Source organism: Pseudomonas sp. NBRC 111123 (assembly GCF_001320205.1).
GTDB classification, from domain to species: domain Bacteria; phylum Pseudomonadota; class Gammaproteobacteria; order Pseudomonadales; family Pseudomonadaceae; genus Aquipseudomonas; species Aquipseudomonas putida_J.
On the sequence record NZ_BCAZ01000016.1, the window covers coordinates 39,207 to 65,622 of the forward strand.

General features: G+C 58.4%; 21 protein-coding genes and 1 tRNA gene. 16 read left to right on the forward strand and 6 right to left on the reverse strand.

The genetic code is table 11. The annotated features are described in order from the left end of the window. The first annotated feature begins 19 nt into the window (after positions 1-19). From glpE to APH27_RS10770, 5 genes are all read left to right on the forward strand, one after another. Positions 20-349, forward strand: coding sequence for a thiosulfate sulfurtransferase GlpE (gene glpE, locus APH27_RS10750; protein WP_027917465.1), 330 nt, complete (start codon positions 20-22; stop codon positions 347-349). Between the two features lie 282 nt (positions 350-631). Next, complete coding sequence (locus APH27_RS10755; RefSeq protein WP_060484777.1) at positions 632-2,554, forward strand: PrkA family serine protein kinase; 1,923 nt, start codon at positions 632-634, stop codon at positions 2,552-2,554. A gap of 141 nt (positions 2,555-2,695) precedes the next feature. Beyond that, on the forward strand, positions 2,696-3,967 hold the full coding sequence (locus APH27_RS10760; protein ID WP_027917467.1) for a YeaH/YhbH family protein: 1,272 nt from the start codon (positions 2,696-2,698) through the stop codon (positions 3,965-3,967). Beyond that, the gene (locus tag APH27_RS10765; RefSeq protein WP_060484778.1) at positions 3,964-5,532 is read left to right on the forward strand and encodes a SpoVR family protein; all 1,569 of its coding nucleotides are present in this window, start codon (positions 3,964-3,966) and stop codon (positions 5,530-5,532) included. The genes APH27_RS10760 and APH27_RS10765 overlap by 4 nt, the downstream gene beginning before the upstream one ends. A 54-nt stretch (positions 5,533-5,586) precedes the next feature. After that, complete coding sequence (locus APH27_RS10770; RefSeq protein WP_027917469.1) at positions 5,587-6,681, forward strand: hypothetical protein; 1,095 nt, start codon at positions 5,587-5,589, stop codon at positions 6,679-6,681. A gap of 108 nt (positions 6,682-6,789) precedes the next feature. Here the strand turns inward: APH27_RS10770 and folK are convergent, their stop codons facing one another. Both folK and folB read right to left on the reverse strand, forming a co-directional pair. Further along, on the reverse strand, positions 6,790-7,299 hold the full coding sequence (gene folK, locus APH27_RS10775) for a 2-amino-4-hydroxy-6-hydroxymethyldihydropteridine diphosphokinase (protein ID WP_060484779.1): 510 nt from the start codon (positions 7,297-7,299) through the stop codon (positions 6,790-6,792). Beyond that, on the reverse strand, positions 7,290-7,646 hold the full coding sequence (gene folB, locus APH27_RS10780; protein ID WP_027917471.1) for a dihydroneopterin aldolase: 357 nt from the start codon (positions 7,644-7,646) through the stop codon (positions 7,290-7,292). Before folB ends, folK begins: the two co-directional genes overlap by 10 nt. 74 nt (positions 7,647-7,720) lie before the next feature. Between folB and plsY the strand changes: the two genes are divergently transcribed. Beyond that, positions 7,721-8,290, forward strand: coding sequence for a glycerol-3-phosphate 1-O-acyltransferase PlsY (gene plsY / locus APH27_RS10785; RefSeq protein ID WP_027917472.1), 570 nt, complete (start codon positions 7,721-7,723; stop codon positions 8,288-8,290). Positions 8,291-8,305: 15 nt separating this feature from the next. Here the strand turns inward: plsY and tsaD are convergent, their stop codons facing one another. Beyond that, complete coding sequence (gene tsaD, locus APH27_RS10790) at positions 8,306-9,331, reverse strand: tRNA (adenosine(37)-N6)-threonylcarbamoyltransferase complex transferase subunit TsaD (protein WP_027917473.1); 1,026 nt, start codon at positions 9,329-9,331, stop codon at positions 8,306-8,308. Between the two features lie 205 nt (positions 9,332-9,536). Here tsaD and rpsU point away from each other — a divergent pair, with 205 nt between their 5' ends. From rpsU to APH27_RS26390, 7 genes are all read left to right on the forward strand, one after another. Beyond that, positions 9,537-9,752: a 30S ribosomal protein S21 gene (gene rpsU, locus APH27_RS10795; protein ID WP_003255575.1), complete on the forward strand. Its 216-nt coding sequence runs from the start codon at positions 9,537-9,539 to the stop codon at positions 9,750-9,752. Between the two features lie 286 nt (positions 9,753-10,038). Further along, a complete protein-coding gene (gene dnaG / locus APH27_RS10800) occupies positions 10,039-12,021 on the forward strand; it encodes a DNA primase (RefSeq protein ID WP_027917474.1) in 1,983 nt (660 codons plus the stop codon). A 67-nt stretch (positions 12,022-12,088) separates the two neighbouring features. Further along, positions 12,089-13,939 (forward strand): RNA polymerase sigma factor RpoD, encoded by a 1,851-nt coding sequence (gene rpoD / locus APH27_RS10805; protein WP_060484780.1) that lies wholly within the window; start codon positions 12,089-12,091, stop codon positions 13,937-13,939. A gap of 118 nt (positions 13,940-14,057) precedes the next feature. Continuing rightward, on the forward strand, positions 14,058-17,801 hold the full coding sequence (locus APH27_RS10810; protein WP_082435081.1) for an EAL domain-containing protein: 3,744 nt from the start codon (positions 14,058-14,060) through the stop codon (positions 17,799-17,801). Positions 17,802-17,817: 16 nt separating this feature from the next. Next, positions 17,818-17,894: transfer RNA gene (locus tag APH27_RS10815), tRNA-Ile, on the forward strand. 125 nt (positions 17,895-18,019) lie between these two features. Next, the gene (locus tag APH27_RS10820; RefSeq protein ID WP_060484781.1) at positions 18,020-19,099 is read left to right on the forward strand and encodes a site-specific integrase; all 1,080 of its coding nucleotides are present in this window, start codon (positions 18,020-18,022) and stop codon (positions 19,097-19,099) included. Positions 19,100-19,694: 595 nt separating this feature from the next. Continuing rightward, entirely contained in the window at positions 19,695-20,660 is a 966-nt protein-coding gene (locus tag APH27_RS26390) for a hypothetical protein (RefSeq protein ID WP_156335873.1), read from the forward strand. Positions 20,661-20,743: 83 nt separating this feature from the next. Here the strand turns inward: APH27_RS26390 and APH27_RS26395 are convergent, their stop codons facing one another. Both APH27_RS26395 and APH27_RS10830 read right to left on the reverse strand, forming a co-directional pair. After that, on the reverse strand, positions 20,744-21,172 hold the full coding sequence (locus APH27_RS26395; RefSeq protein WP_139832990.1) for a hypothetical protein: 429 nt from the start codon (positions 21,170-21,172) through the stop codon (positions 20,744-20,746). Positions 21,173-21,177: 5 nt separating this feature from the next. Beyond that, the gene (locus tag APH27_RS10830; RefSeq protein WP_060484783.1) at positions 21,178-21,423 is read right to left on the reverse strand and encodes a hypothetical protein; all 246 of its coding nucleotides are present in this window, start codon (positions 21,421-21,423) and stop codon (positions 21,178-21,180) included. 573 nt (positions 21,424-21,996) lie between these two features. Here APH27_RS10830 and APH27_RS25830 point away from each other — a divergent pair. Both APH27_RS25830 and APH27_RS10835 read left to right on the forward strand, forming a co-directional pair. Further along, positions 21,997-22,224 (forward strand): hypothetical protein, encoded by a 228-nt coding sequence (locus tag APH27_RS25830; RefSeq protein WP_079743374.1) that lies wholly within the window; start codon positions 21,997-21,999, stop codon positions 22,222-22,224. Positions 22,225-22,516: 292 nt separating this feature from the next. Continuing rightward, positions 22,517-24,772, forward strand: a complete 2,256-nt coding sequence (locus APH27_RS10835) for a DotA/TraY family protein (protein ID WP_060484784.1) — start codon at positions 22,517-22,519, stop codon at positions 24,770-24,772. Here APH27_RS10835 and APH27_RS10840 read toward each other — a convergent pair whose 3' ends face one another. After that, positions 24,773-25,108, reverse strand: a complete 336-nt coding sequence (locus tag APH27_RS10840) for a hypothetical protein (protein ID WP_060484785.1) — start codon at positions 25,106-25,108, stop codon at positions 24,773-24,775. Between the two features lie 267 nt (positions 25,109-25,375). Here APH27_RS10840 and APH27_RS10845 point away from each other — a divergent pair, with 267 nt between their 5' ends. Next, positions 25,376-26,416: a hypothetical protein gene (locus tag APH27_RS10845; RefSeq protein ID WP_060484786.1), complete on the forward strand. Its 1,041-nt coding sequence runs from the start codon at positions 25,376-25,378 to the stop codon at positions 26,414-26,416.

Below are 26,416 nucleotides of genomic sequence, written 5' to 3' on the forward strand. Positions count from 1 at the left end.
CCTGAAGGAAGCCGTACCCATGAGCGAATTCAAGCGCATCCCTCCCGAGCAGGCCCTGGCCCTGCGCGCGCAAGGTGCGGTAGTCGTCGACATTCGCGACTCGCAAGCCTTTGCCGCCGGCCACATCACCGGCGCCAGGCATCTGGATAACCATTCGGTCGCCGAGTTCATCCGCAACGCCGACCTGGATGCCCCGACCCTGGTGGTCTGCTACCACGGCAATTCCAGCCAGAGCGCAGCCGCCTACCTCGTCGGCCAGGGCTTCTCCGACGTGTACAGCGTCGATGGCGGCTTCGAACTGTGGCGCACCACCTACCCGGCCGAGACCGCCCAGGGCGCTGCCGAATAATTTTTCATTTTTACTGCAGCCCGCGCCCCACGCGGGCTTGCAGCCTACCTGACGAACGGTCGTTCGCAACTTCTCCGCCGCACGCCCTTGACCTTGCGGATAACCAACTATTCTTAAGCGCAGGCCATCCAAAAAAAGGGGAGAGCCGGTACACCGGCGTGCGGGTCATCGGTAGCGTTTCAGGGTGTTCTGGGGGGTATACAGCAATCGGCGAACCCGGTTGCATGCCAGCATCAGCTGACTGATCCGGCGTCGTCTCCACGTATCGAGCGAGGTGACGTCATGAGTATTTTTAGCCACTTCCAACAACGCTTCGAGTCTACGCGCCAGGAAGAACTTTCGCTGCAGGAGTACCTCGAGCTGTGCAAAGAGGATCGCAGTGCCTACGCATCGGCGGCTGAACGGCTATTGCTGGCCATCGGTGAGCCAGAACTGATCGACACCTCCAGCAACTCCAGGCTGTCGCGAATATTCTCCAACAAGGTTATTCGCCGGTATCCGGCCTTTGCCGACTTCCATGGCATGGAAGAGTGCATCGACCAGATCGTTTCATACTTCCGCCATGCCGCCCAAGGTCTGGAAGAGAAGAAACAGATCCTCTATCTGCTGGGCCCGGTAGGCGGCGGCAAGTCGTCGCTGGCCGAGAAACTCAAGCAGCTGATGGAAAAGGTGCCCTTCTACGCAATCAAGGGCTCGCCGGTATTCGAGTCTCCGCTGGGCTTGTTCAACGCCACCGAAGACGGGGCCATTCTCGAGGAAGAGTACGGCATCTCGCGGCGCTACCTGAACACCATCATGTCGCCCTGGGCCACCAAGCGCCTGCAGGAATTCGGCGGTGATATCAGCAAGTTCAGGGTGGTGAAGCTGTACCCGTCGATCCTCAACCAGATCGCTATCGCCAAGACCGAACCAGGTGACGAAAACAACCAGGACATCTCGGCCTTGGTCGGCAAGGTGGATATCCGCAAGCTCGAGGAATTCCCGCAGAACGACGCCGATGCCTACAGCTACTCGGGCGCACTGTGCCGGGCCAACCAGGGCCTGATGGAATTCGTCGAAATGTTCAAGGCGCCGATCAAGGTCCTGCACCCCTTGCTCACCGCCACCCAGGAAGGCAACTACAACAGTACCGAAGGCCTTGGGGCCATTCCCTACACCGGTATCCTGCTGGCCCACTCCAACGAATCGGAGTGGCACACCTTCCGCAACAACAAGAACAACGAGGCTTTCATCGACCGGATCTACATCGTCAAGGTGCCGTATTGCCTGCGCGTCAGCGATGAGATCAAGATCTACGACAAGCTGCTGGTCAACAGCTCGCTGGCCAAGGCCCATTGCGCGCCCGATACCCTGAAGATGCTCGCCCAGTTCACCGTGCTCTCGCGCCTCAAGGAGCCGGAAAACTCCAACATCTACTCGAAGATGCGGGTCTACGACGGCGAAAACCTCAAGGATACCGACCCGAAAGCCAAGTCGATCCAGGAGTACCGCGATGCCGCGGGAGTGGACGAAGGCATGAACGGCCTGTCGACCCGCTTCGCCTTCAAGATTCTCTCCAAGGTGTTCAACTTCGACCCGCATGAAGTGGCGGCCAACCCCGTGCACCTGCTGTATGTGCTGGAACAGCAGATCGAGCAGGAACAGTTCCCGGCCGAAGTGCGCGAGCGTTACCTGCGCTACCTGAAGGAATACCTGGCACCGCGCTACATCGAGTTCATCGGCAAGGAAATCCAGACCGCCTACCTCGAGTCCTACAGCGAATACGGCCAGAACATCTTCGACCGCTATGTGCTGTACGCCGACTTCTGGATCCAGGACCAGGAATACCGCGACCCGGAAACCGGCGAGATCCTCAACCGTATCGCCCTCAACGAAGAGCTGGAGAAGATCGAGAAACCAGCAGGCATCAGCAATCCGAAGGACTTCCGCAACGAGATCGTCAACTTCGTGCTGCGTGCCCGCGCCAACAACAACGGCAAGAACCCGAGCTGGCTCAGCTACGAAAAGCTGCGGGTGGTGATCGAGAAGAAAATGTTCTCCAACACCGAAGACCTGCTGCCGGTCATCAGCTTCAACGCCAAGGCCAGCAAGGAGGATCAACAGAAGCACAACGACTTCGTCACGCGGATGGTGGAGCGTGGCTACACCGACAAACAGGTGCGCCTGCTGTCGGAATGGTACCTGCGGGTCAGGAAATCGCAATAAAGCGGCAAGCTTCTAGCCGCAAGCTGCAAGCTGCTCGGCGTCAGCGCTCCGGCCTGCGCCGCAGCTTGCAGCAGCGGTGGCTGCTCTTTCTTGCAGTTTGAAGCTTGTGGCTTGCAGCTGCATTCAGTCACCGGAGGGACCATGAGCTACGTTATCGACCGACGCCTGAACGGCAAGAACAAGAGCACGGTCAACCGCCAGCGCTTCCTGCGGCGTTACCGTGAGCACATCAAGAAGGCCGTCGAAGAGGCCGTAAGCCGCCGTTCCATCATGGACATGGAACACGGCGAGCAGATCAGCATTCCGGGACGGGACATCGATGAACCGGTGCTGCACCATGGGCGTGGCGGGAAGCAGACCATCGTGCACCCAGGCAACAAGGAATTCACCGCCGGCGAGCACATCCCCAGGCCTCAGGGCGGCGGGGGCGGCGGCGGCCGCGGCAAAGCGGGTAACTCCGGCGATGGCATGGACGACTTCGTCTTCCAGATCACCCAGGAAGAGTTCCTCGAATTCATGTTCGAAGACCTCGAACTGCCCAACCTGGTCAAACGCCACCTGACGGGCGCCGACACCTTCAAGACCGTGCGTGCCGGTATCGCCAACGAGGGCAACCCGTCACGCATCAACATCGTCCGCACCCTGCGCTCGGCCCATGCCCGGCGCATCGCCCTGACCGGCAGCAGCCGTGCGCTGCTGCGCGAGGCACAGAAGGAATTGGACCGGCTGAAAGTCGAGGAACCAGACAACTTCTCCGATATCCAGGAAACCGAACAGGAAATCGAACGGCTCAAGGCACGCATCAACCGCCTGCCCTTCCTCGACACCTTCGACCTCAAGTACAACCTGCTGGTCAAGCAGCCCAACCCCAGCTCCAAGGCGGTGATGTTCTGCCTGATGGACGTGTCCGGCTCGATGACCCAGGCCACCAAGGACATCGCCAAACGCTTCTTCATCCTGCTGTACCTGTTCCTCAAGCGTAACTACGACCGCATCGAGGTGGTGTTCATCCGCCACCACACCAGCGCCCGCGAAGTCGATGAGGAGGAGTTCTTCTATTCCCGGGAAACCGGCGGCACCATCGTCTCCAGCGCGCTGAAGATGATGCAGGAGATCATGGCCGAACGTTATCCGGCCGCTGACTGGAATATCTATGCCGCCCAGGCCTCCGACGGCGACAACTGGAACGACGACTCGCCGATCTGCCGCGAGATCCTGTCCAAGCAGATCATGCCGCATGTGCAGTACTACACTTACGTCGAGATCACCCCGCGTGAGCACCAGGCGTTGTGGTACGAGTATGAGCGAATCGGCGAGGCTTTCCCCGACACATTCGCCCAGCAGCAGTTGGTATCGGCCGGCGACATCTACCCGGTCTTCCGTGAACTCTTCCAGCGCAGGTTAGCCACATGACCGCCAGAGCACAGAGACGCCAACCCATTTCCACCGGGTCCGAGTGGACGTTCGAGCTGATCCAGACCTACGACCGGGAAATCAGCCGGCTGGCCGAGCGTTACGCCCTGGACACCTACCCCAATCAGATCGAAGTGATCACCGCCGAGCAGATGATGGACGCCTACGCCTCCGTCGGCATGCCGCTGGGTTATCACCATTGGTCCTACGGCAAGCAGTTCCTCAGTACCGAGAAGTCCTACAGCCGGGGGCAGATGGGCCTGGCCTATGAAATCGTGATCAACTCCGATCCGTGCATCGCCTATCTGATGGAAGAAAACACCATGTGCATGCAGGCACTGGTGATTGCCCACGCCTGCTATGGCCACAACAGCTTCTTCAAGGGCAACTACCTGTTCCGCACCTGGACCGATGCCACCTCGATCATCGACTACCTGGTGTTCGCCAAGCAGTACATCGCCCAGTGCGAGGAACGCCACGGCATCGATGCCGTGGAAGACCTGATCGACTCCTGCCACGCCCTGATGAACTATGGCGTCGATCGCTACAAACGCCCCTATCCGATTTCCGCCGAAGAAGAGCGCCGGCGCCAGAAAGACCGTGAAGAGCACCTGCAACGGCAGATCAACGACCTGTGGCGCACGATTCCCAAGAGCGCTGAAAAAGGCGGCGAGCGCGACGATGCACGCTTCCCCTCGGAACCTCAGGAAAACATCCTCTACTTCATCGAGAAAAACGCCCCGCTGCTGGAGCCCTGGCAGCGCGAAGTGGTGCGCATCGTGCGCAAGATCGCCCAGTACTTCTACCCGCAGCGCCAGACCCAGGTGATGAACGAAGGCTGGGCGACCTTCTGGCATTACACCCTGATGAACGACCTGTATGACGAGGGCCTGATCACCGAAGGCTTCATGATGGAGTTCCTGCAGTCGCACACCAGTGTGGTGTTCCAGCCTGGCTTCGACAGCCCGTATTACAGCGGCATCAACCCGTACGCGCTGGGCTTTGCCATGTACACCGACATCCGCCGCATGTGCGAGAACCCAACAGAGGAAGATCGCCACTGGTTCCCCGACATTGCCGGCAGCGACTGGCTTTCTACCATCAAGTTCGCAATGAGCAGCTTCAAGGACGAGAGCTTCATCCTGCAGTACCTGTCACCCAAGGTGATGCGCGACCTGAAGCTGTTCAGCATCCTTGATGACGACCAGCGCGACGACCTGCTGGTACCGGCCATCCATGACGAGGCCGGTTACCGGATCATTCGCGAGCAACTGGCAGCCCAGTACAACCTCGGCAACCGCGAACCCAACGTGCAGATCTGGAGCATCGACCGCCGTGGCGACCGCTCGTTGACCCTGCGTCACCAGCAGCACAACCGCAAGCCGCTGGGCGACTCTACCGAAGAAGTGCTCAAGCATCTGCACCGCCTGTGGGGCTTTGATATCCACCTGGAGACCGTACAGGGCGACCAGGTGATCAAGACCCACCATATGCCGCCACGTGGGGAGCATGCCGAGAGCGGCGACTACGGGCGCACGGACCTCGCCGTCATCCACCACCTCTGATGCACCGCCATTACTGCCGACAGGGTATCCTGTGGGCAGTAATGGAGGTTGCACATGCACATCTACAAAGTCGGCGGCGCTGTACGCGACCGCCTGCTCGGGCGCCCGGTCAGCGATATCGACTGGCTGGTGGTCGGCGCCACGGTCGAAGAAATGCACGCCAAGGGCTTTCGCCCGGTCGGCGCCGATTTCCCGGTTTTCCTGCATCCGAAGACAGCCGAGGAATACGCCCTGGCGCGCACCGAGCGCAAGAGCGGGCGCGGCTATGGCGGGTTCACTTTTCACGCAAGCCCGGAAGTGACACTGGAAGAAGACCTGATCCGCCGCGACCTGACCATCAATGCGATGGCCGAGGATGAGCAGGGCGTGGTTTATGACCCATACCATGGCCAAGCTGATCTCGAGCAACGCATCCTGCGTCATGTTTCCCCGGCGTTCGCCGAAGACCCCTTGCGTGTGCTGCGCGTTGCCCGGTTTGCCGCGCGCTATGCGCCAATGGGCTTTCGTGTTGCCGACGAAACATTGGCATTGATGCGCCAGATCACCGAATCGGGTGAGCTGGAGGCGCTTACGGCCGAGCGTAGCTGGAAGGAAATCGAGCGGGCGCTGATGGAAAGCCAGCCGCAGGTATTCATCCAGGTGCTGCGCGCATGTGGCGCCCTGAACGAATTGATGCCAGAGCTGGAGCATGGCGCAGATACGCTGGCGGCACTTCAACGGGCGGCTCAGCATCAGCAAGCGCTGGCGGTGCGCTGGGCTTGCTTGTTGCGCGGCCTGGAACCAGCAGCGATCAAAGCGCTCAACCAGCGGTTCAAGGCGCCGCGTGAATGCCAGGAACTGGCCATGCTGGTGGGTGAATTTGCCGGGGACGCCGACAATGCTTTGCAGCTAACGCCTGCAAAATTGCTGGAAATGCTGCAGAAGTTCGACGTTTATCGGCGGCCGCAGCGTTTCGAGGATTTCATTGCGGCGTGCGAGATGGCCACCTGTGAAAGTTATCCACAAGGCGATTATCTGCGTGGCGCAGCGGCGGCAGCCCGGGCTGTGGATGTGAAGCCACTGGTGGAAGCCGGGTTGACCGGGCAAGGCCTGGGCGAGGCGCTCAAGGGTGAGCGGCTTAAAGCGCTAGAGGCTTACAAGGCGGGCTGACCACACCGGCCCCTTCGCGGCTAAAGCCGCTCCCACAGGGGCCGCATGATGCCAAGGCTTTGCGGCCCCTGTGGGAGCGGCTTTAGCCGCGAAGGGGCCGGTACAGGTTTACGCCGGGGTCAGCTGCAGCCCCCGCCATTCGAAGTTGACCGGTGCCAACACCTGATCGATCTGCGCCTCCTGCCACAACTGCGCCATGCTTTTTTCCACCCCGGGGTGAATAAGATCCGGTGCCAGCAGCGACAACGGCCACAGCACAAAGGCATTCTTCAGGATCTCCGCCCGGGGCAGTACAAGCCCATCGAACGTGCCATGCAGGCCGTCGTACATGAGCACATCGATATCCAGCGGCAAGCCTTTGCGATCTGGCGCATAACGGCCATTGTCCGCCTCGATGAACTTGAGCCGGCGATCCAGCTCCATCAGCGGCAAATCGGTCTTGCCGGTGACCACGAAGTTGATGAACGGCCCACTCTTGATTCCCACAGCCTGACTCTCGAACGCCGGGGAACATTGCATGTCGCTGAGCATGGCCGCCAACGCATCGAGCCCCGCACACAGGTGCCGGTGGCGATCAATGTTGCTGCCAAGGCCCAGGTAAACCGTGCTCAGAGACATCCGCGCTCGATCTCCACGCCAACACCGCCCCGAGCAGCAGGAACGGCGCCCGGCTTGGTCAGCTTCAACCGCACCCAGGGAATGTGGAACTCTTCCATCAGCGTCGCCACCAGGCGCTCGGCAAAGGTTTCCACCAGCTCGAAGCGCGCCTGCTCGGCAAATGCCTGGACCCGCGCCGAAACACTGGCGTAGTCCAACGCCAGGTTCAAGTCATCGCCGGCCGCCGCCGGGCGGTTGTCCCAGGCGAAGCTCAGGTCCAGGCGCAGGCACTGGCGAATATCCCGTTCCCAGTCATAGGCACCGATGACGGTATCGACTTCCAGGCCTTCGATGAACACTCTGTCCAAGCACTTCTCTCCACAGCACGACAAGGGCGACGGGCGCCGTTAGAATCAAGGCGTCCTCGCCCGGAATAGTTAGCATGTTTTGGTTATTGGCGCTGCTCGCCTACCTGCTCGGCTCGCTGTCCTTCGCCATCGTCCTCAGCCGCCTTTCAGGCAGCCCGGACCCGCGTTCCAGCGGTTCGGGCAACGCCGGCGCCACCAACATGCTACGCCTGGCGGGCCGTAAACTGGCGATCCTGACCCTGCTGGGCGACCTGTGCAAGGGCTTGTTGCCGGTTTTGCTCGCCCGCGCTGCCGGCCTTGGCCTGCAGGAGCAAGCCTGGGTCGGCGTGTGCGCAGTGCTCGGTCACCTGTTCCCGCTGTACTTCCGTTTTCGCGGCGGCAAAGGCGTCGCTACCGCCGCAGGCATGCTCATGGGCCTGTATTTCCCGGCCGCATTGCTCGCCATCGCCGCCTGGCTACTGACCTTCTACCTCACCCGCACCAGCTCGCTTGCAGCGCTTGTCGCGACCCCGCTGACCTTACCACTACTGGCCTGGCGCGAGCCGGAGGCGCTGCTGCCGATCGCCGTGCTCACGCTGATGATCGTCTGGCGTCACCGCAACAACCTGCGCGATCTGTTTGCCGGGCGTGAAAGGCATTTCTGACACCTCCACAGCCATTCACAGTGGCGGCAACTGCTCCATCGGCCAGCGTGCCTGCACGCTGATCGCCAGGTCCTGTTGCTGCCCGGCCAACAGACGCTGGCAACCGGCGTAGGCGATCATCGCGCCATTATCGGTGCAGAACTGCGGACGCGCGTAGTACACGTTGCCCTTGAGGCCGGCCAGCATGTCTTCCAGCGAGGCGCGCAACGCCTTGTTGGCACTCACGCCACCCGCGATGACCAGGCGCTTGAGGCCGGTCTGCTTGAGGGCGCGCTTGCACTTGATGGTCAGAGTCTCCACCACCGCCTGCTGGAATGCCAGCGACAGGTCGCAACGGGTTTGCTCGCTGTCGTCGCCAGCATTCTTGCATTGCTGCCAGGTATTCAGGGCAAAGGTCTTGAGGCCGCTGAAGCTGAACTCCAGGCCCGGCCGATCGGTCATCGGCCGCGGGAAGACGAAGCGCCCTGGCACACCCTGCTCGGCCAGGCGGGCGATTTCCGGGCCACCTGGGTAATTGAGGCCGATCAGCTTGGCGGTCTTGTCGAACGCTTCGCCAGCAGCATCGTCGAGGCTCTCGCCCAGCAACGCGTATTGGCCAATGCCATCCACCCGCACCAGCTGGGTATGGCCGCCGGAAACCAACAACGCGACGAACGGGAACTCGGGCGGGTTTTCTTCCAGCATCGGTGCCAGCAGATGGCCTTCCATGTGGTGCACGCCGATCGCCGGGATATCCCAGGCAAAGGCCAAGGCCTGGGCGCACGAGGCACCGACCAGCAGCGCGCCGACCAGGCCAGGGCCCGCGGTGTAGGCAATGGCGTCGATCTCGGTGGCAACGCAGCCAGCCTCCTCCAGCACCTGGCGGATGAGCGGCAGCATGCGCTTGACGTGGTCACGCGAGGCGAGCTCGGGCACCACACCACCGAACACGCGGTGCAGGTCGATCTGACTGAACAGCGCGTCGGCTAACAAACCGCGTTCGCTGTCGTATAATGCGACGCCGGTTTCGTCGCAGGATGTTTCCAATCCCAGTACTAGCATGGGTTCGTCCCTTGTGGGGGCTGAATTCGAAGCCGCGCATGATAGTCCCCGTGCCGGGTGCCGACCAGCGGTTTTCGATCAGAGGCTTTGCATTCCGGCGTACTAAGGGTTAACATCCGCAACCCTTGAAAACCGACGTTCTCCAGCACACCTTTTGTTTTGCCAGGAGCACGTCTACCCCGGTAATGAATTAAGGTAGCCCTGGATGCCAGCCGTCAAAGTTAAAGAGAACGAACCCTTCGACGTAGCTCTGCGTCGTTTCAAGCGCTCCTGCGAAAAAGCCGGTGTACTGGCTGAAGTTCGTAGCCGCGAGTTTTACGAGAAGCCGACCGCAGAGCGTAAGCGCAAAGCAGCTGCTGCTGTTAAGCGTCACGCCAAGAAAGTTCAGCGCGAACAGCGCCGCGCCGTTCGTCTGTACTAATACAGACGTTCTACGCTAGAGCTTCTGCCCTGCCCGGCTTACCGCCGGGCCGATGGCAGGGGTTTGCTTGACCTTGAGCAGCTAGCCCAAGGTGCCTGTCGCAACCTGCAGCGGGCAAAAGGTTTCAAAACGTCAGATCTGGTTTCGGCCAGGCGTGCACGTCCTGTCTGACGAGCCCTCAGTGAAACTGGAGGCTGGCGACGAGCACACCCCCCCTCGCACTTCCCCTAGCAGCACTCGCCCCGATAGCGTTTAGACTTGCCAGTTGCCAGATGATGAGACTGCCATGGCCGGGCTAATTCCCCAAAGCTTCATCGACGACCTGATCAACCGCCTCGACATTGTCGATGTGGTGAGTTCGCGCGTTCAGCTGAAAAAGACCGGCAAGAACTACGCCGCCTGCTGCCCGTTCCACAAGGAAAAGACCCCTTCCTTCACGGTCAGCCCCGACAAGCAGTTCTATTACTGCTTCGGCTGCGGCGCCGGCGGCAACGCCCTTGGCTTCGTCATGGACCACGACAACCTGGACTTCCCCCAGGCCGTCGAAGAACTGGCCCGCGCTGCCGGCATGGAAGTGCCCAGAGAACAAGGCCGTCGCGACAACAAACCGCGCCAGCCGACCGATTCGCCGCTATACCCTTTGCTGGACGCCGCCTCGGAGTTCTACCGCCAGGCCCTGCGCAGCCACCCGACCCGCAAGGCAGCGGTGGACTACCTCAAAGGCCGTGGCCTGTCGGGCGAAATCGCCCGGGACTTCGGCTTGGGCTTCGCGCCGCCGGGCTGGGACAACCTGCTCAAGCATCTGGGCGCCGACACCCTGCAACAAAAGGTAATGATCGACGCCGGCCTGCTGATCGAGAACGCCGAAAGCGGAAAACGCTATGACCGCTTCCGCGACCGGGTGATGTTCCCGATTCGCGACAGCCGCGGGCGCATCATCGCTTTTGGTGGCCGGGTACTTGGCGACGACAAGCCCAAATACCTCAACTCCCCGGAAACCCCGGTGTTCCACAAAGGCCAGGAACTCTACGGGCTGTACGAGGCGCGCAAGCACAACCGCAACCTCGACGAGATCATCGTCGTCGAGGGCTACATGGACGTGATCGCCCTGGCCCAGCAAGGCCTGCGCAACGCCGTCGCCACCCTCGGCACCGCTACCAGCGAAGAGCACCTCAAGCGCCTGTTCCGCGTGGTGCCCAGCGTGCTGTTCTGTTTCGATGGCGACCAAGCCGGGCGCAAGGCTGCGTGGCGCGCACTGGAATCAACCCTCTCGGCGCTGCAGGACGGCCGTCGGGCGCGCTTCCTGTTCCTGCCCGAAGGCGAAGACCCGGACAGCCTGGTACGCGCCGAAGGCACCGACGCCTTCATGGCCCGAATCAACCAGCACGCACAACCGCTGGCTGACTATTTCTTCGAGCAATTGAGCAACGAGGCCGATCCCCGCTCGCTGGAAGGCAAGGCACACATGGCGACCCTGGCCGCACCGTTGATCGAAAAGATCCCTGGCGCCAACCTGCGCCAGTTGATGCGCAACCGCCTGAAAGAAATCACCGGCCTCGATCCGCAGCAGGTCGAGGAACTGGCGCAGCAAGCGCCAGCGGCCAGCAATGTGCCGGACTACGACCCTGGCTACGACTACGATGCCATGGCCAGCTACACCCCCGACTACGGCGACATGCCGCAGCACGACTACGCGCCCGCCCACCAGGAGCAGGCGTGGAAGCCGAACAAGGGGGGAGGAAAAAAACAGTGGAACGACAAGCCCTGGGACAAGAACCGCAAGGGCGGCAAGCCTTGGCAGCAACGCGACGAAGCGCCGCCGCGCGTGCCGGCACCCGTCGAACCACCGACCCTGGCCGCCCTGCGCACCTTGCTGCACCACCCGCTGCTGGCCGGCAAGGTCGAGGATGCCAGCCACTTCGCCGACGAAGAACACCTGTACAGCCAACTGCTGGTGGCACTGATCGAAGCTGCGCAGAAAAATCCTGGGCTAAGCTCAATGCAGCTGATCGCACGCTGGCACGGCACCGAACAAGGCCGCCTGCTGCGGGCCCTGGCAGAAAAGGAATGGCTGATCGTGGCCGACAACCTTGAACAACAGTTTTTCGACACTATAACTAGCTTGTCCGCCCGCCAACGCGAGCGCAGCCTGGAACAACTGCTCAGGAAATCACGTCAAAGCGAATTGACCAGCGAGGAAAAATCACAGCTCCTCGCCCTGCTGAGCCGGAATGTTCCCGCACAAACGCCGACCTCATCTGGCGCGTGAGGCCCATGCTCGGGTATAATCCTCGGCTTGTTTTTTGCCCGCCAAGACCTTCAGTGGATAGGGTGTTATGTCCGGAAAAGCGCAACAGCAGTCTCGTATCAAAGAGTTGATCACCCGCGGTCGTGAGCAGGGCTACCTGACTTACGCGGAGGTCAACGACCACCTGCCTGAGGATATTTCAGATCCGGAACAGGTGGAAGACATCATCCGCATGATCAACGACATGGGGATCAACGTATTCGAGAGTGCTCCGGATGCGGATGCCCTTCTGTTGGCGGAAGCCGACACCGACGAAGCCGCGGCCGAAGAAGCCGCTGCTGCGTTGGCGGCAGTTGAAACCGATATCGGCCGCACGACCGACCCGGTGCGCATGTACATGCGCGAAATGGGTACCGTCGAGCTGCTGACCCGTGAAGGCGAGATCGAAATCGCCAAGCGGATCGAGGAAGGCATCCGTGAAGTCATGGGCGCCATCGCTCACTTCCCGGGTACTGTCGACTACATCCTCGGCGAATACGACCGCGTCACCGCCGAAGGCGGCCGCCTGTCCGACGTTCTCAGCGGCTACATCGACCCTGACGACAATATCGCCGCACCGACCGAAGAAGTACCGGTACCTGGCGCCAAGGCCCCTGCGGCCAAGGAAGAGTCGGACGACGAAGACGAAGAAAGTGAAGGCGGTGACGACGAGGAAGAGACCGAAAGCGGTCCCGATCCGGCCGTTGCAGCCCAGCGTTTCGGCGCCGTTGCCGATCAGCTCCAGGCCACCAACAAGGTCCTGAAGAAGGGCGGCCGCAATGCCAAGGAAAGCATCGAGGCCCTGCAGGCCCTGGCTGACCTGTTCATGCCGATCAAGCTGGTGCCCAAGCAGTTCGACGTTCTGGTAGAGCGCGTGCGCGATGCCCTGAACCGCCTGCGCCAGCAAGAGCGCGCGATCATGCAGCTGTGCGTGCGTGACGCCCGTATGCCGCGTGCCGACTTCCTGCGCCTGTTCCCAAGCAACGAAACCGACCAGACCTGGTCCGGTGACCTGGCCAAGCGCAGCACCAAATGGGCTGCAGCCCTGGGTGAAAAGGACGCCGCCATCGTTGCTTGCCAGCAGAAGCTGATCGACCTCGAGACCGAGACCGGCCTGACCGTCGCCGAGATCAAGGAAATCAACCGCCGCATGTCCATCGGTGAGGCGAAAGCCCGCCGCGCCAAGAAAGAAATGGTCGAGGCGAACCTGCGTCTGGTGATTTCCATCGCCAAGAAGTACACCAACCGTGGCCTGCAGTTCCTCGACCTGATCCAGGAAGGCAACATCGGCCTGATGAAGGCAGTGGACAAGTTCGAGTACCGTCGCGGTTACAAGTTCTCGACCTATGCCACCTGGTGGATCCGCCAGGCGATCACCCGCTCGATCGCCGACCAGGCGCGCACCATCCGTATTCCGGTGCACATGATCGAGACGATCAACAAGCTCAACCGTATTTCCCGCCAGATGTTGCAGGAAATGGGCCGTGAACCGACCCCGGAAGAGCTCGGTGAACGCATGGAAATGCCTGAGGACAAGATCCGCAAGGTACTGAAGATCGCCAAAGAGCCGATCTCCATGGAAACCCCGATCGGTGATGACGAAGATTCGCACCTGGGTGACTTCATCGAGGACTCGACCATGCAGTCCCCGATCGACGTGGCCACGGTCGAAAGCCTCAAGGAAGCGACCCGTGACGTGCTCTCGGGCCTGACCGCACGCGAAGCCAAGGTGCTGCGCATGCGCTTCGGTATCGACATGAACACCGACCACACCCTCGAAGAGGTGGGCAAGCAGTTCGACGTGACCCGCGAGCGGATCCGTCAGATCGAAGCGAAGGCGTTGCGCAAGCTGCGCCACCCGACTCGCAGCGAGCATCTGCGCTCCTTCCTCGACGAGTGATGACAAACCCCGGCCCAGGCCGGGGTTTTTCTTATCCGACAAATAGTTGTGATCGGCTACTCGGGTGGCTGAATGCCAGTCTACACTCGACTTCAGACCAACTGAGTGTGAGGCCGCTATGCTGCCGATGCCGGCCATTCTGTTGTTGTTCCTGATCCTGTGGAACTCGACGGCCGGCGCCCTGACCCTGACAGACGAGGAAAAAACCTGGCTCACTGCCCACCCGCAGCTGAAGCTGGGCGTCGACGCCTCCTGGCCACCATTCGAATTTCGTGACCAGGAGGGCCGGTACCAGGGATTGGCCGCCGATTACATCGCGTTGCTCCAGGACCGCCTGGGAGTAACACTGAAGCCGGTCGAGCCCAGCAGCTGGACCGAAGTGCTGCAGCAAGCGCGCGAAGGCCGCATCGATTTGCTGCCCGGCATCATGTCCACCCCGCAACGCCAAGGCTACCTTGCGTTCACCCGCCCCTACCTCGATTTCCCGATTGTCATCCTGGCCCACGACGGCGGCCCGCAACCGCGCACGCTCAAGGACCTGTACGGGCTGAAGGTCGCCGTAGTCGAGAACTACGCCCCCCATGAACTGCTGCGCACTCACCACCCGGACCTCAACCTGGTGGCGATGCCCAATGTCAGCTCGACCCTGCAGGCACTGGCCACCGATGCGGTGGATGCCGTGGTCGGCGACCTCGCCTCGAGCATCTGGAGCCTGCGCCAGCTCAAGCTCGAAGGGCTGTACGTGAGCGGCGAAACGCCCTATCGCTATCAATTGGCAATGGCTGCGCCCCGTGACCAGCAAGTACTGATCGGCATTCTCGACAAGGTGATGTCCGACATGTCCAGCGATGAGATCAGCCATATCCAGCAACGTTGGGTCGGCAATGTGGTCGACCAGCGCAGCTTCTGGCATGACACCCTGGTCTATGGCCTGCCCGCCGTCCTGCTGCTGATTGCAATTCTCGCCGTGGTCATCCGCATCAATCGCCGGCTCAGTTCGGAAATTTCCCGGCGCATCGCCCTGGAACAGGAACTACGCAGCAGCGAATATCACTACCGCGGCCTGGTCGAAAGCCTGTCGGCAATCGCCTGGGAAGCCGACGCCAACGATTTCACCTACAGCTATGTCTCGCCGCACGCCGAAGACCTGCTGGGCTACCCACTGCACGACTGGCTCAAGCCCGGTTTCTGGCGCAGCATTCTGCACCCCGAGGATGCGCTCTGGGCCCAAGCCTTCTGCGAGAGTGAAACCGCCGCGGGGCGTGATCACAGCCTCGACTATCGGGTGATGCGCGCCGATGGCCAGCCGCTTTGGGTGCGCAACATCGTCAGCATGATCGAACACGGCCACCGCCCGGTGATGCGCGGCCTGATGATCGACATCAGCGAGACCAAGCGCACGGAAGACGCCCTGCGCCTGTCGGAGCAGAAATTCGCCTCGGTGTTCGAGCAGTGCCCGGACATTCTGTTGATCGCTCGGCACAGCGATGGCGTGCTGCTCGAAGTCAACGAGGCGTTCGAAGAGCAAATCGGCCTGACGCCCGGCGAAGTGATCGGCCGCACCGCCACCGAGCTCAACTTGTGGGGCATCGAAGGCATGGGCCCGAAACTGCTCGAACGCCTGCACCAAGGCGGCATCCGCAACCTGGAAATGACCTTCCGCCGCAGCAACGGCGAGCTGTTCACCGGCCTGACCTCAGCCGAAACCTTCGAACTCGACGGCACCCCGGCGCTGGTGGTGGCAGTACGCGATATCAGCCAGCTCAAGCAAACCCAGCAACAACTGCAAACCTCCGAGGAAAAGTTCGCCAAGGCCTTCCACGCCTCGCCTGACGGCTTGCTGCTGTCGCGTCAGAGCGATGGCCTGCTGCTGGAGGTCAACGAGGGCTTCTGCCGCCTGACCGGTTACGAGTTCAACACCCCTATCGACCAGACCTCATTCGACTTGGGGATCTGGGTCGACCTGAACGAACGCAAGCGCCTGATAGACCAGCTTGGCCGCGATGGTTTCGTGCGTGACTTCAGTTGCCACCTGCGCCGCAGCGACGGGCAGATTCGCCTCTGCGAGCTGTCGGCACGGCCACTGCCGATCGGTGGTGTGGACTGCATGCTGACCATCGCCCGCGACATTACCGAACGCCACCTGATGCAGGAAAAACTGCAACTGGCTGCCACCGTGTTCGAAAATACCGCCGAAGGGGTATTGATCACCGACACCGACCAGCGCATCAGCGCAGTTAACCGCGCCTTCAGCGAGATCACTGGCTACAGCGAGATCGAAGCGCTGGGCCAGACTCCGCGGCTGCTCGCCTCCGGTCAGCATGACAGCGCCTTCTACGCCGCGATGTGGCATCAGCTCACCGCTGAAGGCCACTGGCAAGGCGAGATCTACAACAAGCGCAAGAATGGCGAGCTGTATCCGGGCTGGCTGACCATCAGCGCCGTGCGCAACAACGAACGCGACATCACCCACTTCGTCGCAGTATTCGCGGACATCTCCAGCCTCAAGCACGCCCAGGCCAAACTCGACTACCAGGCCCACCACGACCCGCTGACCGGCCTGCCCAACCGCGCCCTCTTCGAAAACCGGCTGCAGGCCGTGCTGACTTGCTCGCAGGTGTCCAACCGCCAGGGCGCCGTGCTGTTCCTCGACCTGGACCGTTTCAAACACATCAATGACAGCCTCGGCCACCCGGTCGGCGACCTGTTGCTCAAAGGCATCGCCCAGCGCCTCAAGGAGCAGGTGCGCGACGTCGACACCGTGGCCCGCCTGGGTGGCGACGAGTTCATCATCCTGCTGCCAGGCCTGCACAAGCCCAGCGATGCCCATGCCATCGCCAACAAATTGCTGGCCTGCTTCATCGCCCCGTTCCAGGCCGGCGAACACGAGTTCTTCACCAGCGCCAGTATCGGCATCAGCCTCTACCCACAAGATGGCACCGACGTCGCCACGCTGATCCGCAACGCCGACGCCGCCATGTACCGCTCCAAGGCCAAAGGCCGCAACCGCGTGGAGGCCTACACCCGTGACCTGACCGTGCAGGCCAGCGAACGCATCGCCATGGAGCACGAACTGCGCCGCGCCATCGAGCGTAACGAGATGAGCCTGAGCTTCCAGCCCAAGCTGAGCCTCAAGACCCAGACCCTGGTCGGCGCCGAAGCGCTGATTCGCTGGAGCCATCCGACATTCGGCGAGGTGCCGCCCGAGCACTTCATTCACCTGGCCGAAGAAAACGGCAGCATTCTCCAGCTGGGCGACTGGGTGCTGGAACAGGCTTGCCAGCAGATGCATCGCTGGAAAAAGGTCTACCAAGCCTTTGGCCCGCTTTCGATCAACCTGGCGGGCGCGCAGCTGCGCCAGCCGAATCTCGCCAAGCGTATCGAGCATCTGTTGAAGGTCTACCAGCTGAAAGCGGGTGACTTGCAGCTGGAGATCACAGAAAACTTCATCATGAGCCAGGCCGAGGAAGCCCTGGCCGTGCTGCACCAACTCAAGCACCTGGGCGTACAGCTGGCAATCGACGACTTCGGCACCGGCTACTCGTCGCTGAGCTACCTCAAGCGCCTGCCGCTGGACATACTCAAGATCGACAAGTCGTTCATCCGTGGCCTGCCGGATGACCCGCACGACGCCGCCATCGCCCGTGCCATCATTGCACTGGGGCGCAGCATGCAGCTGACGATTATCGCCGAGGGTGTAGAGAACCAGGCACAGCAGCGTTTCCTTGCAGCCGAGGGCTGCGAGCAGATTCAGGGGTACATCGTGAGCCTGCCATTGCCGCCTGATGAGTTCGCGGCGGCGTTTCTTCGTATAGCACTGTCCGATCTTTCGGATGGCACGCTTTCAAAACCCTCGTTATAATCCGCGCACTTACTGAGGGCCTATAGCTCAGTCGGTTAGAGCAGAGGACTCATAATCCTTTGGTCCACGGTTCGAGTCCGTGTGGGCCCACCACCTTCAAAGCCGCGCACTGCGCGGCTTTGTGCTTTTCAGAGGTGTGGCCTCACGAATAATCCTATGGTCCAAAGGTACAATTTAGGTACAGTGCAGTTCTGTCTGCTCGCCTTTGGAGTCCTCAGATGGCCACAATTGTCAAAACCCCTGCCGGCACTTGGAAAGCTGTCATCCGCAAAACGGGATGGCCCACCAACTCTAAAACCTTCCGAACTAAACGCGACGCAGAAGACTGGTCACGTCGTACCGAGGACGAAATGGTGCGAGGGGTTTACATCCAGCGCAGCGGCTCAGAGCGCCTAACGCTTGAGAAAGCACTGGAGCGCTATCTGGCCGAGGTCACCCCAAGTAAAAAACCCACCACGCAGAAAGCCGAGGCGACCAAGGCCAAGCAGCTGATCGAACATCTGGGCAAATACTCCTTGGCCGCCCTCTCCGCCGAAGTTATCGCCAGTTACCGCGACACTCGACTGGGCGCCCTGAGCAAGCGTGGCGTCCCCGTTAGCAATAACACCGTGCGCCTCGAGATAGCCTTGCTTAGCCATCTCTATACCGTGGCGATTCAAGAATGGGGGCTCGGACTGACATTTAACCCGGTGCTCAATATTCGCAAGCCGAGCCCTGGAGAAGGTCGCGACCGCCGACTGTCAGCCGATGAAGAACGACGCCTGCTTAGCGCCGCTAGCACACACAGCAACCCTATGCTTGGCTGGATCGTTCGTATCGCCCTGGAGACAGGCATGCGCTCATCGGAGATCACAGGTCTACGCTGTCACCAGGTCGACCTGAAAAAGCGTGTAGTGCGCCTGTCAGACACAAAAAATGATAGTGCCCGGACCGTTCCTCTCACCAAACAGGCTACGGACACCTTCAAGGCCGCTTTGGATAATCCAGTACGACCAACCGATTGCAACCTCGTATTCTTTGGCGAGCCAGGTAAAGACGGTAAACGCCGGCCCTATGCCTTCACAAAGAAATGGGGACTGCTCAAGACCAAGCTAGGTATGTCTGATCTGCGCTTTCACGATCTACGCCATGAAGCAGTGAGTCGGCTTGTCGAAAGCGGCATGTCGGACCAGAAGGTCTCGGCCATAAGTGGGCATAAATCTATGCAGATGCTCCGGCGCTATACGCATCTGAGAGCCGAAGACCTGGTGAAAGATTTAGATGCTATCGGCCGCCCGAAGAAAAAGCGAAAAGCATGACGTTCGATGAGCTACGCCTAAAGAGGCAGGAAGAGTTGGAGCTACTGGCTCCAATTCTATCGCAAGCAGACTCTGATAGATGTATGGCACTGGGGGAGGACTTTATCAGGAGTGTAGCCACCTCCCTGAATGAGCAGGAGGCGACACACAGCACCTCAAACTCTTCGCCTGATTCCACTATATGCGGATTGCTCAGCTCGCTGAAGCGTAGCCTAGACGATCGCGGAAGAACGTTAGCGATGCTTCCTACGGACAAGTTCGCTAGTCGGCAGCTCGGGCTAGACCTTTTGACATATAGCGAACTCAATGAGACCCATCCTTTTCCTGAAGCAGAACTTCTCAAGCTTGTCCTGGCTCGCTTCCAAGCCAGAACCAACTACTGGAGAGAAGTCGCACTAATCTTGCTGTGCGAAGAAATGTTGTCCTGTGCGAATTTATAGATCGTTTTCCGGCATCCCTGCCGGCGCTGGTGGCCAGGCCCGGGCATGAAGCCGCCCGGCCCTGGCGCGGCATCCATGCCTCACCAGCTGCGCAATTGAACATACTATCCACCTGTTTTAGTAGCCAACGATAAAACCAACGATCAAGGAATAGCATGATCGCAATAACTCTATTTGGAATATTTTTCCTCCTACCGATTCTGTTGGGATGTACTGCAAATATCCTGAACTCAAGAGACAAAAAAATATGGTGGTATAAACGACTACGCAGGATCAAGCGCTGGAAAAAGCTAGAATATTCAGCCGCAGCTTTCGTTGCTGCCACAGCTGCATTTTACACACTGGGCCTTTCTGCAATCATGGGGAACAAATCCAACTCAACAACTGCGCTAACCGTACTGTCAATAAACTGCCTCTCCGCCTTTGTATTTCTTTACTATCATTGGAGAGTCTCTGCCTTTATTGGGCGGCACTGGGAGCTATTTAAGACCCTCATCACACCAGTGGTGGTATGCGTAGCAACACTTTCAAAGATTTACTCCGATGCAGCAATTGCTGAGCTTAGCGGGCTATCTCCTGCAGACCTGCCAGGCACTCAACTATTTCTTACTCTAATCCTGACGCCAACAATATGGCTCTTGGCTGCATCATTAGCCTTTGGGTATGCGAGTTTACCATTAATCCCAGCTCTTTTAGTTAAGAACCTAGTGGATGAACATCGTAACAAAAACAAAAAACGCCCCCTTCGCGAAAAGAACAAATTCTCACCAGTCATGGCAATAGTTGCACTTTCCCTTGGAGCCATAATACTACTTACGCTAATGCAGAAAATTGCAAGCAAGAGCTTTTATGAGCCTAGACTAAGGCAGGCCATTGCATTTTCATCCTTCCACCTCCCAACATCATATTGCGGACTTGAAGATACTAACGGCGTTAACGTTGCGGTGATGCCGGATGATCGTGCGGCGCTAGCGATACCTGATGTTAAGCTTGGTTATAAGTTTATAAAAATCAGCTGCAGTCCGCCTCGCACAACAGATAGCGAGACCAAGGAAATCCTGAAAAACATTATTAATGAAAATAATAAAACTGCTCCAAGGGAAGCAGCTTCTCATCAATAATAGTTCTACAACGACGCCGTCAATCCCGATGTAAACAGCTGATCAAGTATTCTGCGATCTCGCACCCGTCCACCCGTTGCTCCTCAACTCTGACCTTTACGCCGCTTAGCAGCATAATGACGAGTCTGGTATTTCAAGATGCAGGCGGTATCAAGCCGCTCTGCCTCACCCAAACCCCATCCCTGCGCGAGTATATCTGGCCATCTTTCGCCGCCACCCCAGGGTGGTGGCGGCGAAAGCACAAAAAAGATTTTCAATGAGTCCCAACGTGGTGAGCGTACGAGCTCTGTCAACTCTATACGTCTTTGCTCGGTCAGCGCGGTACCATAACGCCTCAAACGATCCAGGGTATACAGGGCTCGACGCAATTCTATATCTTGGAGGCCATTAACGACCTTTAGAACCAGAGGCATAGGATCAGGGTGGTACCAAAGATTCAAAGCAGTCTCAACCAATACTTCAGGATTGGCGTGATGAAGCTCCCCCTGGACTAACCTCTTCAGCGGATGCATCAGCCTTACTCCTCGTCAGCAGCCACAACGAGGTTTTCTAAAAACAATTGGAATGCCTGCTCTGTCACTTTGCTAGCAGCCGCCAGTTTGTATGCACCTACAACAGCATCCAGCGCTGGCTGCAACATACCAGTGAATTTTTCTAACAGCATCTCACCATTGAGGGTATCAAGCTCTGGTGCGACTTCTGTTAGTAAATCATGCGTGAGGTTTTGAGGAAAAAGCTGACGTGGTAGGATATTGGAAGCCATTAGGATCTCCTGTCGATCTTTTTGGTCAGACGCTGGATAGGGCTGCAACCCCATCCAGCGTCGTCACTTTATCTCCACCCGCTAATTTTAGTCCAGCCCTCCGGTCAGTCTGTTTGTTTTTTCTTTAAGACATACAAACAGAGGAAACTATATTTTTTCATAACTCATTGAATTTAAAGGACTTTACCAATCTAAGGTGAAATCTTATGGGGCCTAAGGTGAAAGGATATGGGGCGAAAGGTGAAGAGATATGGGGCGACAACTTTAATAGGTGAACATTTATGGGGAGCAAAGGTGAAAACATATGGGGTTAAAAGTGAAAGCTTATGGGGCGAAGGTGAAAACTTATGGGGAGTACCATTCTTAGATCTTTTTTTCATATAAGCGTATAGGGCCGCTAACCCCGAGTAATCAAAAGCGCCAAACAATAACAAATAACAACAAAAAATACGCAACAATACGCCAAAATAACAAATTAGCGGTACAAGACATAACGCCACGTTAGTTGACCGCATATGAGCCGCCGAATTTAAATAGGCCACAACACTTACCCCCAAGTTGTGGAGCGTTCCGATGAAAAGTCGATTCGAAGAAGCCCTAGTCGAAAAATTTGGACTTTTGATGTCTCCTGCCCAACTCGCAGAGCTTTTAGGCAAGTCTCCAGAAGCCCTTCGCGTTCATCTCACCCGTTACAAAAACGATAATTTTTATCGAAGCCTCAATGGTACCTCTGTAAAAGTTGGTCGCCGTGTTTACTACAGAACCCCAGAAGTTGCGGAGATCCTCGCATGCCCGGCCTAATAAGCTGGCTTGGCTCACCGGGCTTTAGCCGTCTAACGCACAGAATTTTTTACCTTCTTTTACTCCTCACCAACCTAGCAGTTCCCTTCGGGCAACATCGTGCTTGGGGTGGACTCCCAGGCTGGTGGTTGTTCCCCTCAACAGCCGTCCTGGCCCTTTATGCCGTGCAACAGTATTTGTCCGGCGGGGGTCAGTTTTATGCGCTCGCCGGCATCCCGTATGCGTTGCTGTATGTGTTTGACGCTAGTGTCACGCCTCTAGTTTTACCGCCGGCACAGCGGGGTACGGCCAGATGAAAAAATCGCTGCTGCTTTGCCTACTTCTGGCCGCTCTCTTCGGAGGCACAGCTCACGCTAACTCCTCAGGCGGACTGAACCAGTTCACCCCACCGCCAGGTGATACATCTGTGGACTTCCTGGAGGAAGTCTTCGGCTCGATCGTCGGCACCATTCACTCCGGTGGAAACGTGGAGGGTGGCGAAACCGAAGACGTGCTTGGAAGCATGATGTCGGTGTTCGGCGGAGCAGTGATGTTCCTGGGAATGCTCTTCATCGCCTACACCACGATCAAAGGCACCGTGGACTCCGCTCAGGATGGTGAGGTCCTAGGCCGGAAGATGAGCGACATCTGGATTCCCCTCCGCACCGCTGCGGGCGGCGCATTGCTGCTGCCGCTCGGGCATGGTTACTCACTGATCCAGATCATGGTGCTCTGGCTTGCGATACAGGGCGTGGGTGTGGGAGACGCAATCTGGAGCCAGGCGGTAGACCAAATCGGCAAGGACGGCATGCTTTCCCGACCGCTCATTCCAGACTCCCGGCCGCTGGCCGCCAACATCCTGAAGTTCGAAGTTTGCACCGCGGCGATGAACAAGCAGTTCGAGGCCTCTGGTCGGTCGACACGCATCCAAGCTGTCGCATCCACCCGCAAGGTCGTCAACACCGGTGAGATTGACGTTGACATTACCGATGCCATACCGGTCTATGGCGGCATCAATATGGTTCAGAAGTACAACAAAGCGAGCTATACCGTCACCGACTACAAGTGGAAGGCGAACGATAACTCCTACATGAACCCTGATGTCTGCGGTGCCCTGACCTGGAAGCAATCCTGGGAGGCCTCGGAAGGCAACAGCAACACCAAGGTCATCAAAGAACCAATTCTCGCCGCCCACGCCAAAGCCATTCAGCAGATGATCCAGGACATCCGGCCGACTGCGCAGCAAATCGTAGCTGGACAGAAACCGGCCCCTGGCGTGATAGACGCCGCAGCGAACACCTATGAGAACTCGCTTCGCGCCGCCGCCAAGACAGCCGTAATGCAGACCAGTGATCGGGCGGCAGCTGATTTCCTCAAAGCCGCCAAGGACGGTGGCTGGTTGTTCGCCGGCACCTGGTACAACCACATCGTCAAAATGAACGATGTGATGCAATCGACGTTGAACGGCCTACCGGCAGCCGACCCCATTGCCATCGTCGACAAGGAGACCAAGGAGACACTCCAGACCTATGCCGACGTGATGCTCACCGCCGACGAATATGCCAAGCACCGCGTCGACTCGGTGCGCAACACCTACTATGCCGAGACCAACGTGCGTGAGCCCCGCGATGGCGAAGGGGCATGGGAATACGTCAAAAAGATGATTTCCGCCCCGTTCATGGGTGCGATCAACCAGATGACGCAGAGCATAGCCGGCTCCAACCTCAACCACATGAGCCAGATGAAAAGCTTCGGCGATGTCATCGTGACTACCGGCGAGGTGATGCTCGCGGCCATGACCAGCGCCACCGGCGTCGCGAACTCCTGGGCAGCACAGGCCACAGTGAAGGTCGGTTTCGACGCAGGAGCGGTATTCCAGTTTCTCTCAACCCTGATCACCACGCTGTTGATTTTGCTGTTCGCTTTCGGCGTGACGCTCAGCACCTACGTCCCAATGATCCCTTTCATCACCTGGGTAACCTCGATCGTGAACTGGTTCGTTCTTGTCCTGGAGTCGGTTATTGCGGCCCCGCTGTTCGCTGTGGCCCACATCCACCCGGACGGAGACGATGCTGTTGGCCGAGCTGGCCAGGGGTACATGATGATCCTGTCACTGGTGATGCGCCCGGCACTGATGCTGTTCGGCCTCATCGGCGGGATGCTGCTAACCCAGCCAATCGTTGGCTACATCAATGCAGCCTTCATGTCAGTTGTCTCGGGGATCCAGGCCGACAGCATGACGGGCATCGTCAGCTTTATCGCTTACGTGGCCATCTATGTGGTGATGATGACGACGGTTGTCCATATCGTTTTCAGCCTGATTCACTGGGTTCCGGACAACATCCTGCGATGGATCGGTAACGGATCTACTGGTGGTATCGCCGACGCAGAGCGCACGGGTGACAGCGGCCAGGATGTGTTTGTCGCCGGCGTCAGGGAAACGAAGCACGGGGCCGCGGGTGGTCTGGGTGGCGGGGCGAAACACTCCAAGGGGCCAGATAGCTCTACGCCTGGCCGAAGCATGCCAGACAACAGCACACTGCTGGGGGGGCCGCCTCCTGGAGGTTAATTATCTCCGGAGGCGTGAACTTTGCCCCTCATATTCGTGATCTTCAAGATATCTATCAAAGGCCTTCTGACGAAGCGAATCCCTGTTTTCCTTTTCCAGCAATGGAGAGTTAGGAGAGGTCTTTCTTAACTCCTCCAGCAATAGAAGCAAGACATAGTTATTCGCCTCAAAGTGGCCTTGCATGATTTCGATACGCTCATTTAAAGCGTTTACTTGACGCTTCAGGCTCTCTGAGTGCAAGCGCCACTCATCAATTACAGCTTCGTATGACGCTTGGGTTGCGCGAGAGTGAGCGTAACCAGCAGATAAGCCAACTTGATATCCGGAGGATGACATTGAAAGTCTCCATACATAGGCGATGAGAGTATTCAAGCAAACTTGTTTAAGCTGCACAAGGATCAGGCAAAGAAAAAGTCACATGTGACCTAAAAATCGATGAGTCATGCGTGACCTAAAAAGAATAGGTCGTAAGTGACCTAAAAAGAAATCACATTCACGCAGCTGCGTGAATGTGGGCACCGGTCGCCGGAACGGCGATTCGCGTAGCGAAAGGTGCCCTTTCAGCCAGCCAGCTCAAACGACTTAGGTCACTGGAAAAGCGCTATGAAGACCCAGGAAGAGATTTTTGAGATCGTAAAAACCGCCCGCCAACAAATCAAAGAACTGCCAACCAAAAATCTAAGCAAGTCGACCGATGATGGTTACGTGCGCGAATACAACCGTTTGGTTGGCGATGACGGGGCTGATCCACAGAAACTATGGTCTGCGATCTGCGACACTCAAAGTAAGTCCACATACCGAAGACGAGTGGCGGCAACAATGCACTGCTGCCGAATTCAGCTTCAGGAGGCACTACGTCAGCAAGATGCAGCCCAGCGTGCGGGTGACATGGAGTCACTAAAACTTCAAGCGAGCGTAATTAAAGAACTGCTAGAGCTGATAACTATTATTGAAAAAAATCGGGGGCAGTGCCCCCTCGTGAACACGATGAGGCGAAAATCAAAACGATCTGATTTAAAGTATCTTCCTAGCAGTTGGCGGAATCAGTTACATACACAGCTTGAGGGGAGTAAGTACGAAATTTCATATTTGGTAGAGGCAGTTTCGGGCTGTCGGCCAGGTGAGCTCGAGAAGGGTGTCAAAGTGATTTTTTCTAAAGAGACCGGGTTGCTGACTATCAGAATAGACAATGGTATCAAGGTGACTGACCACAAGGGGCAACCCTGGCGGGAGATCATCTACCAATTGGATCAGAATCCGTTGGTTAGAGCCCTCTTTGAGATCTGCGTAAAGGATGCTCAGAGCAGAGAAATTACGACAACGATAGTAAACGTAGAGAAGACTACCAATTGGCGTGCGGCGCTGTCTTCCGCCGGCCAGAGGCTATGGCCCCGACTAAAGTTTAGGATCTGTCCGTACCACCTCCGCAATGCTGCAGCTAGCGACTGGAAGCGAGCCGGGCTGTGTGATGACGATATCTCTGCTGCTCTGGGTCATTGCGTGAGCAAAACCTCTAGCAGCTATGGCCAATTTCAAATCGGCCAAGCAACCGGTGGTCTGAGCCCGATCGAGGTAAGGGCTGCTCGACACATTCTGCAAACCCGCAATCCGACTCCAAGAGAACACGTGCGAGTGAATCTTTAA

Coding starts and splice junctions, on each gene's coding strand:
- glpE (WP_027917465.1), top strand. CDS start 20: ATGAGCGAATTCAAGCGCATCCCTCCCGAGCAGGCCCTGGCCCTGCGC.
- APH27_RS10755 (WP_060484777.1), top strand. CDS start 632: ATGAGTATTTTTAGCCACTTCCAACAACGCTTCGAGTCTACGCGCCAG.
- APH27_RS10760 (WP_027917467.1), top strand. CDS start 2,696: ATGAGCTACGTTATCGACCGACGCCTGAACGGCAAGAACAAGAGCACG.
- APH27_RS10765 (WP_060484778.1), top strand. CDS start 3,964: ATGACCGCCAGAGCACAGAGACGCCAACCCATTTCCACCGGGTCCGAG.
- APH27_RS10770 (WP_027917469.1), top strand. CDS start 5,587: ATGCACATCTACAAAGTCGGCGGCGCTGTACGCGACCGCCTGCTCGGG.
- folK (WP_060484779.1), bottom strand. CDS start 7,299: ATGTCTCTGAGCACGGTTTACCTGGGCCTTGGCAGCAACATTGATCGC.
- plsY (WP_027917472.1), top strand. CDS start 7,721: ATGTTTTGGTTATTGGCGCTGCTCGCCTACCTGCTCGGCTCGCTGTCC.
- tsaD (WP_027917473.1), bottom strand. CDS start 9,331: ATGCTAGTACTGGGATTGGAAACATCCTGCGACGAAACCGGCGTCGCA.
- rpsU (WP_003255575.1), top strand. CDS start 9,537: ATGCCAGCCGTCAAAGTTAAAGAGAACGAACCCTTCGACGTAGCTCTG.
- dnaG (WP_027917474.1), top strand. CDS start 10,039: ATGGCCGGGCTAATTCCCCAAAGCTTCATCGACGACCTGATCAACCGC.
- rpoD (WP_060484780.1), top strand. CDS start 12,089: ATGTCCGGAAAAGCGCAACAGCAGTCTCGTATCAAAGAGTTGATCACC.
- APH27_RS10810 (WP_082435081.1), top strand. CDS start 14,058: ATGCTGCCGATGCCGGCCATTCTGTTGTTGTTCCTGATCCTGTGGAAC.
- APH27_RS10820 (WP_060484781.1), top strand. CDS start 18,020: ATGGCCACAATTGTCAAAACCCCTGCCGGCACTTGGAAAGCTGTCATC.
- APH27_RS26390 (WP_156335873.1), top strand. CDS start 19,695: ATGATCGCAATAACTCTATTTGGAATATTTTTCCTCCTACCGATTCTG.
- APH27_RS26395 (WP_139832990.1), bottom strand. CDS start 21,172: ATGCATCCGCTGAAGAGGTTAGTCCAGGGGGAGCTTCATCACGCCAAT.
- APH27_RS10830 (WP_060484783.1), bottom strand. CDS start 21,423: ATGGCTTCCAATATCCTACCACGTCAGCTTTTTCCTCAAAACCTCACG.
- APH27_RS25830 (WP_079743374.1), top strand. CDS start 21,997: ATGAAAAGTCGATTCGAAGAAGCCCTAGTCGAAAAATTTGGACTTTTG.
- APH27_RS10835 (WP_060484784.1), top strand. CDS start 22,517: ATGAAAAAATCGCTGCTGCTTTGCCTACTTCTGGCCGCTCTCTTCGGA.
- APH27_RS10840 (WP_060484785.1), bottom strand. CDS start 25,108: ATGTCATCCTCCGGATATCAAGTTGGCTTATCTGCTGGTTACGCTCAC.
- APH27_RS10845 (WP_060484786.1), top strand. CDS start 25,376: ATGAAGACCCAGGAAGAGATTTTTGAGATCGTAAAAACCGCCCGCCAA.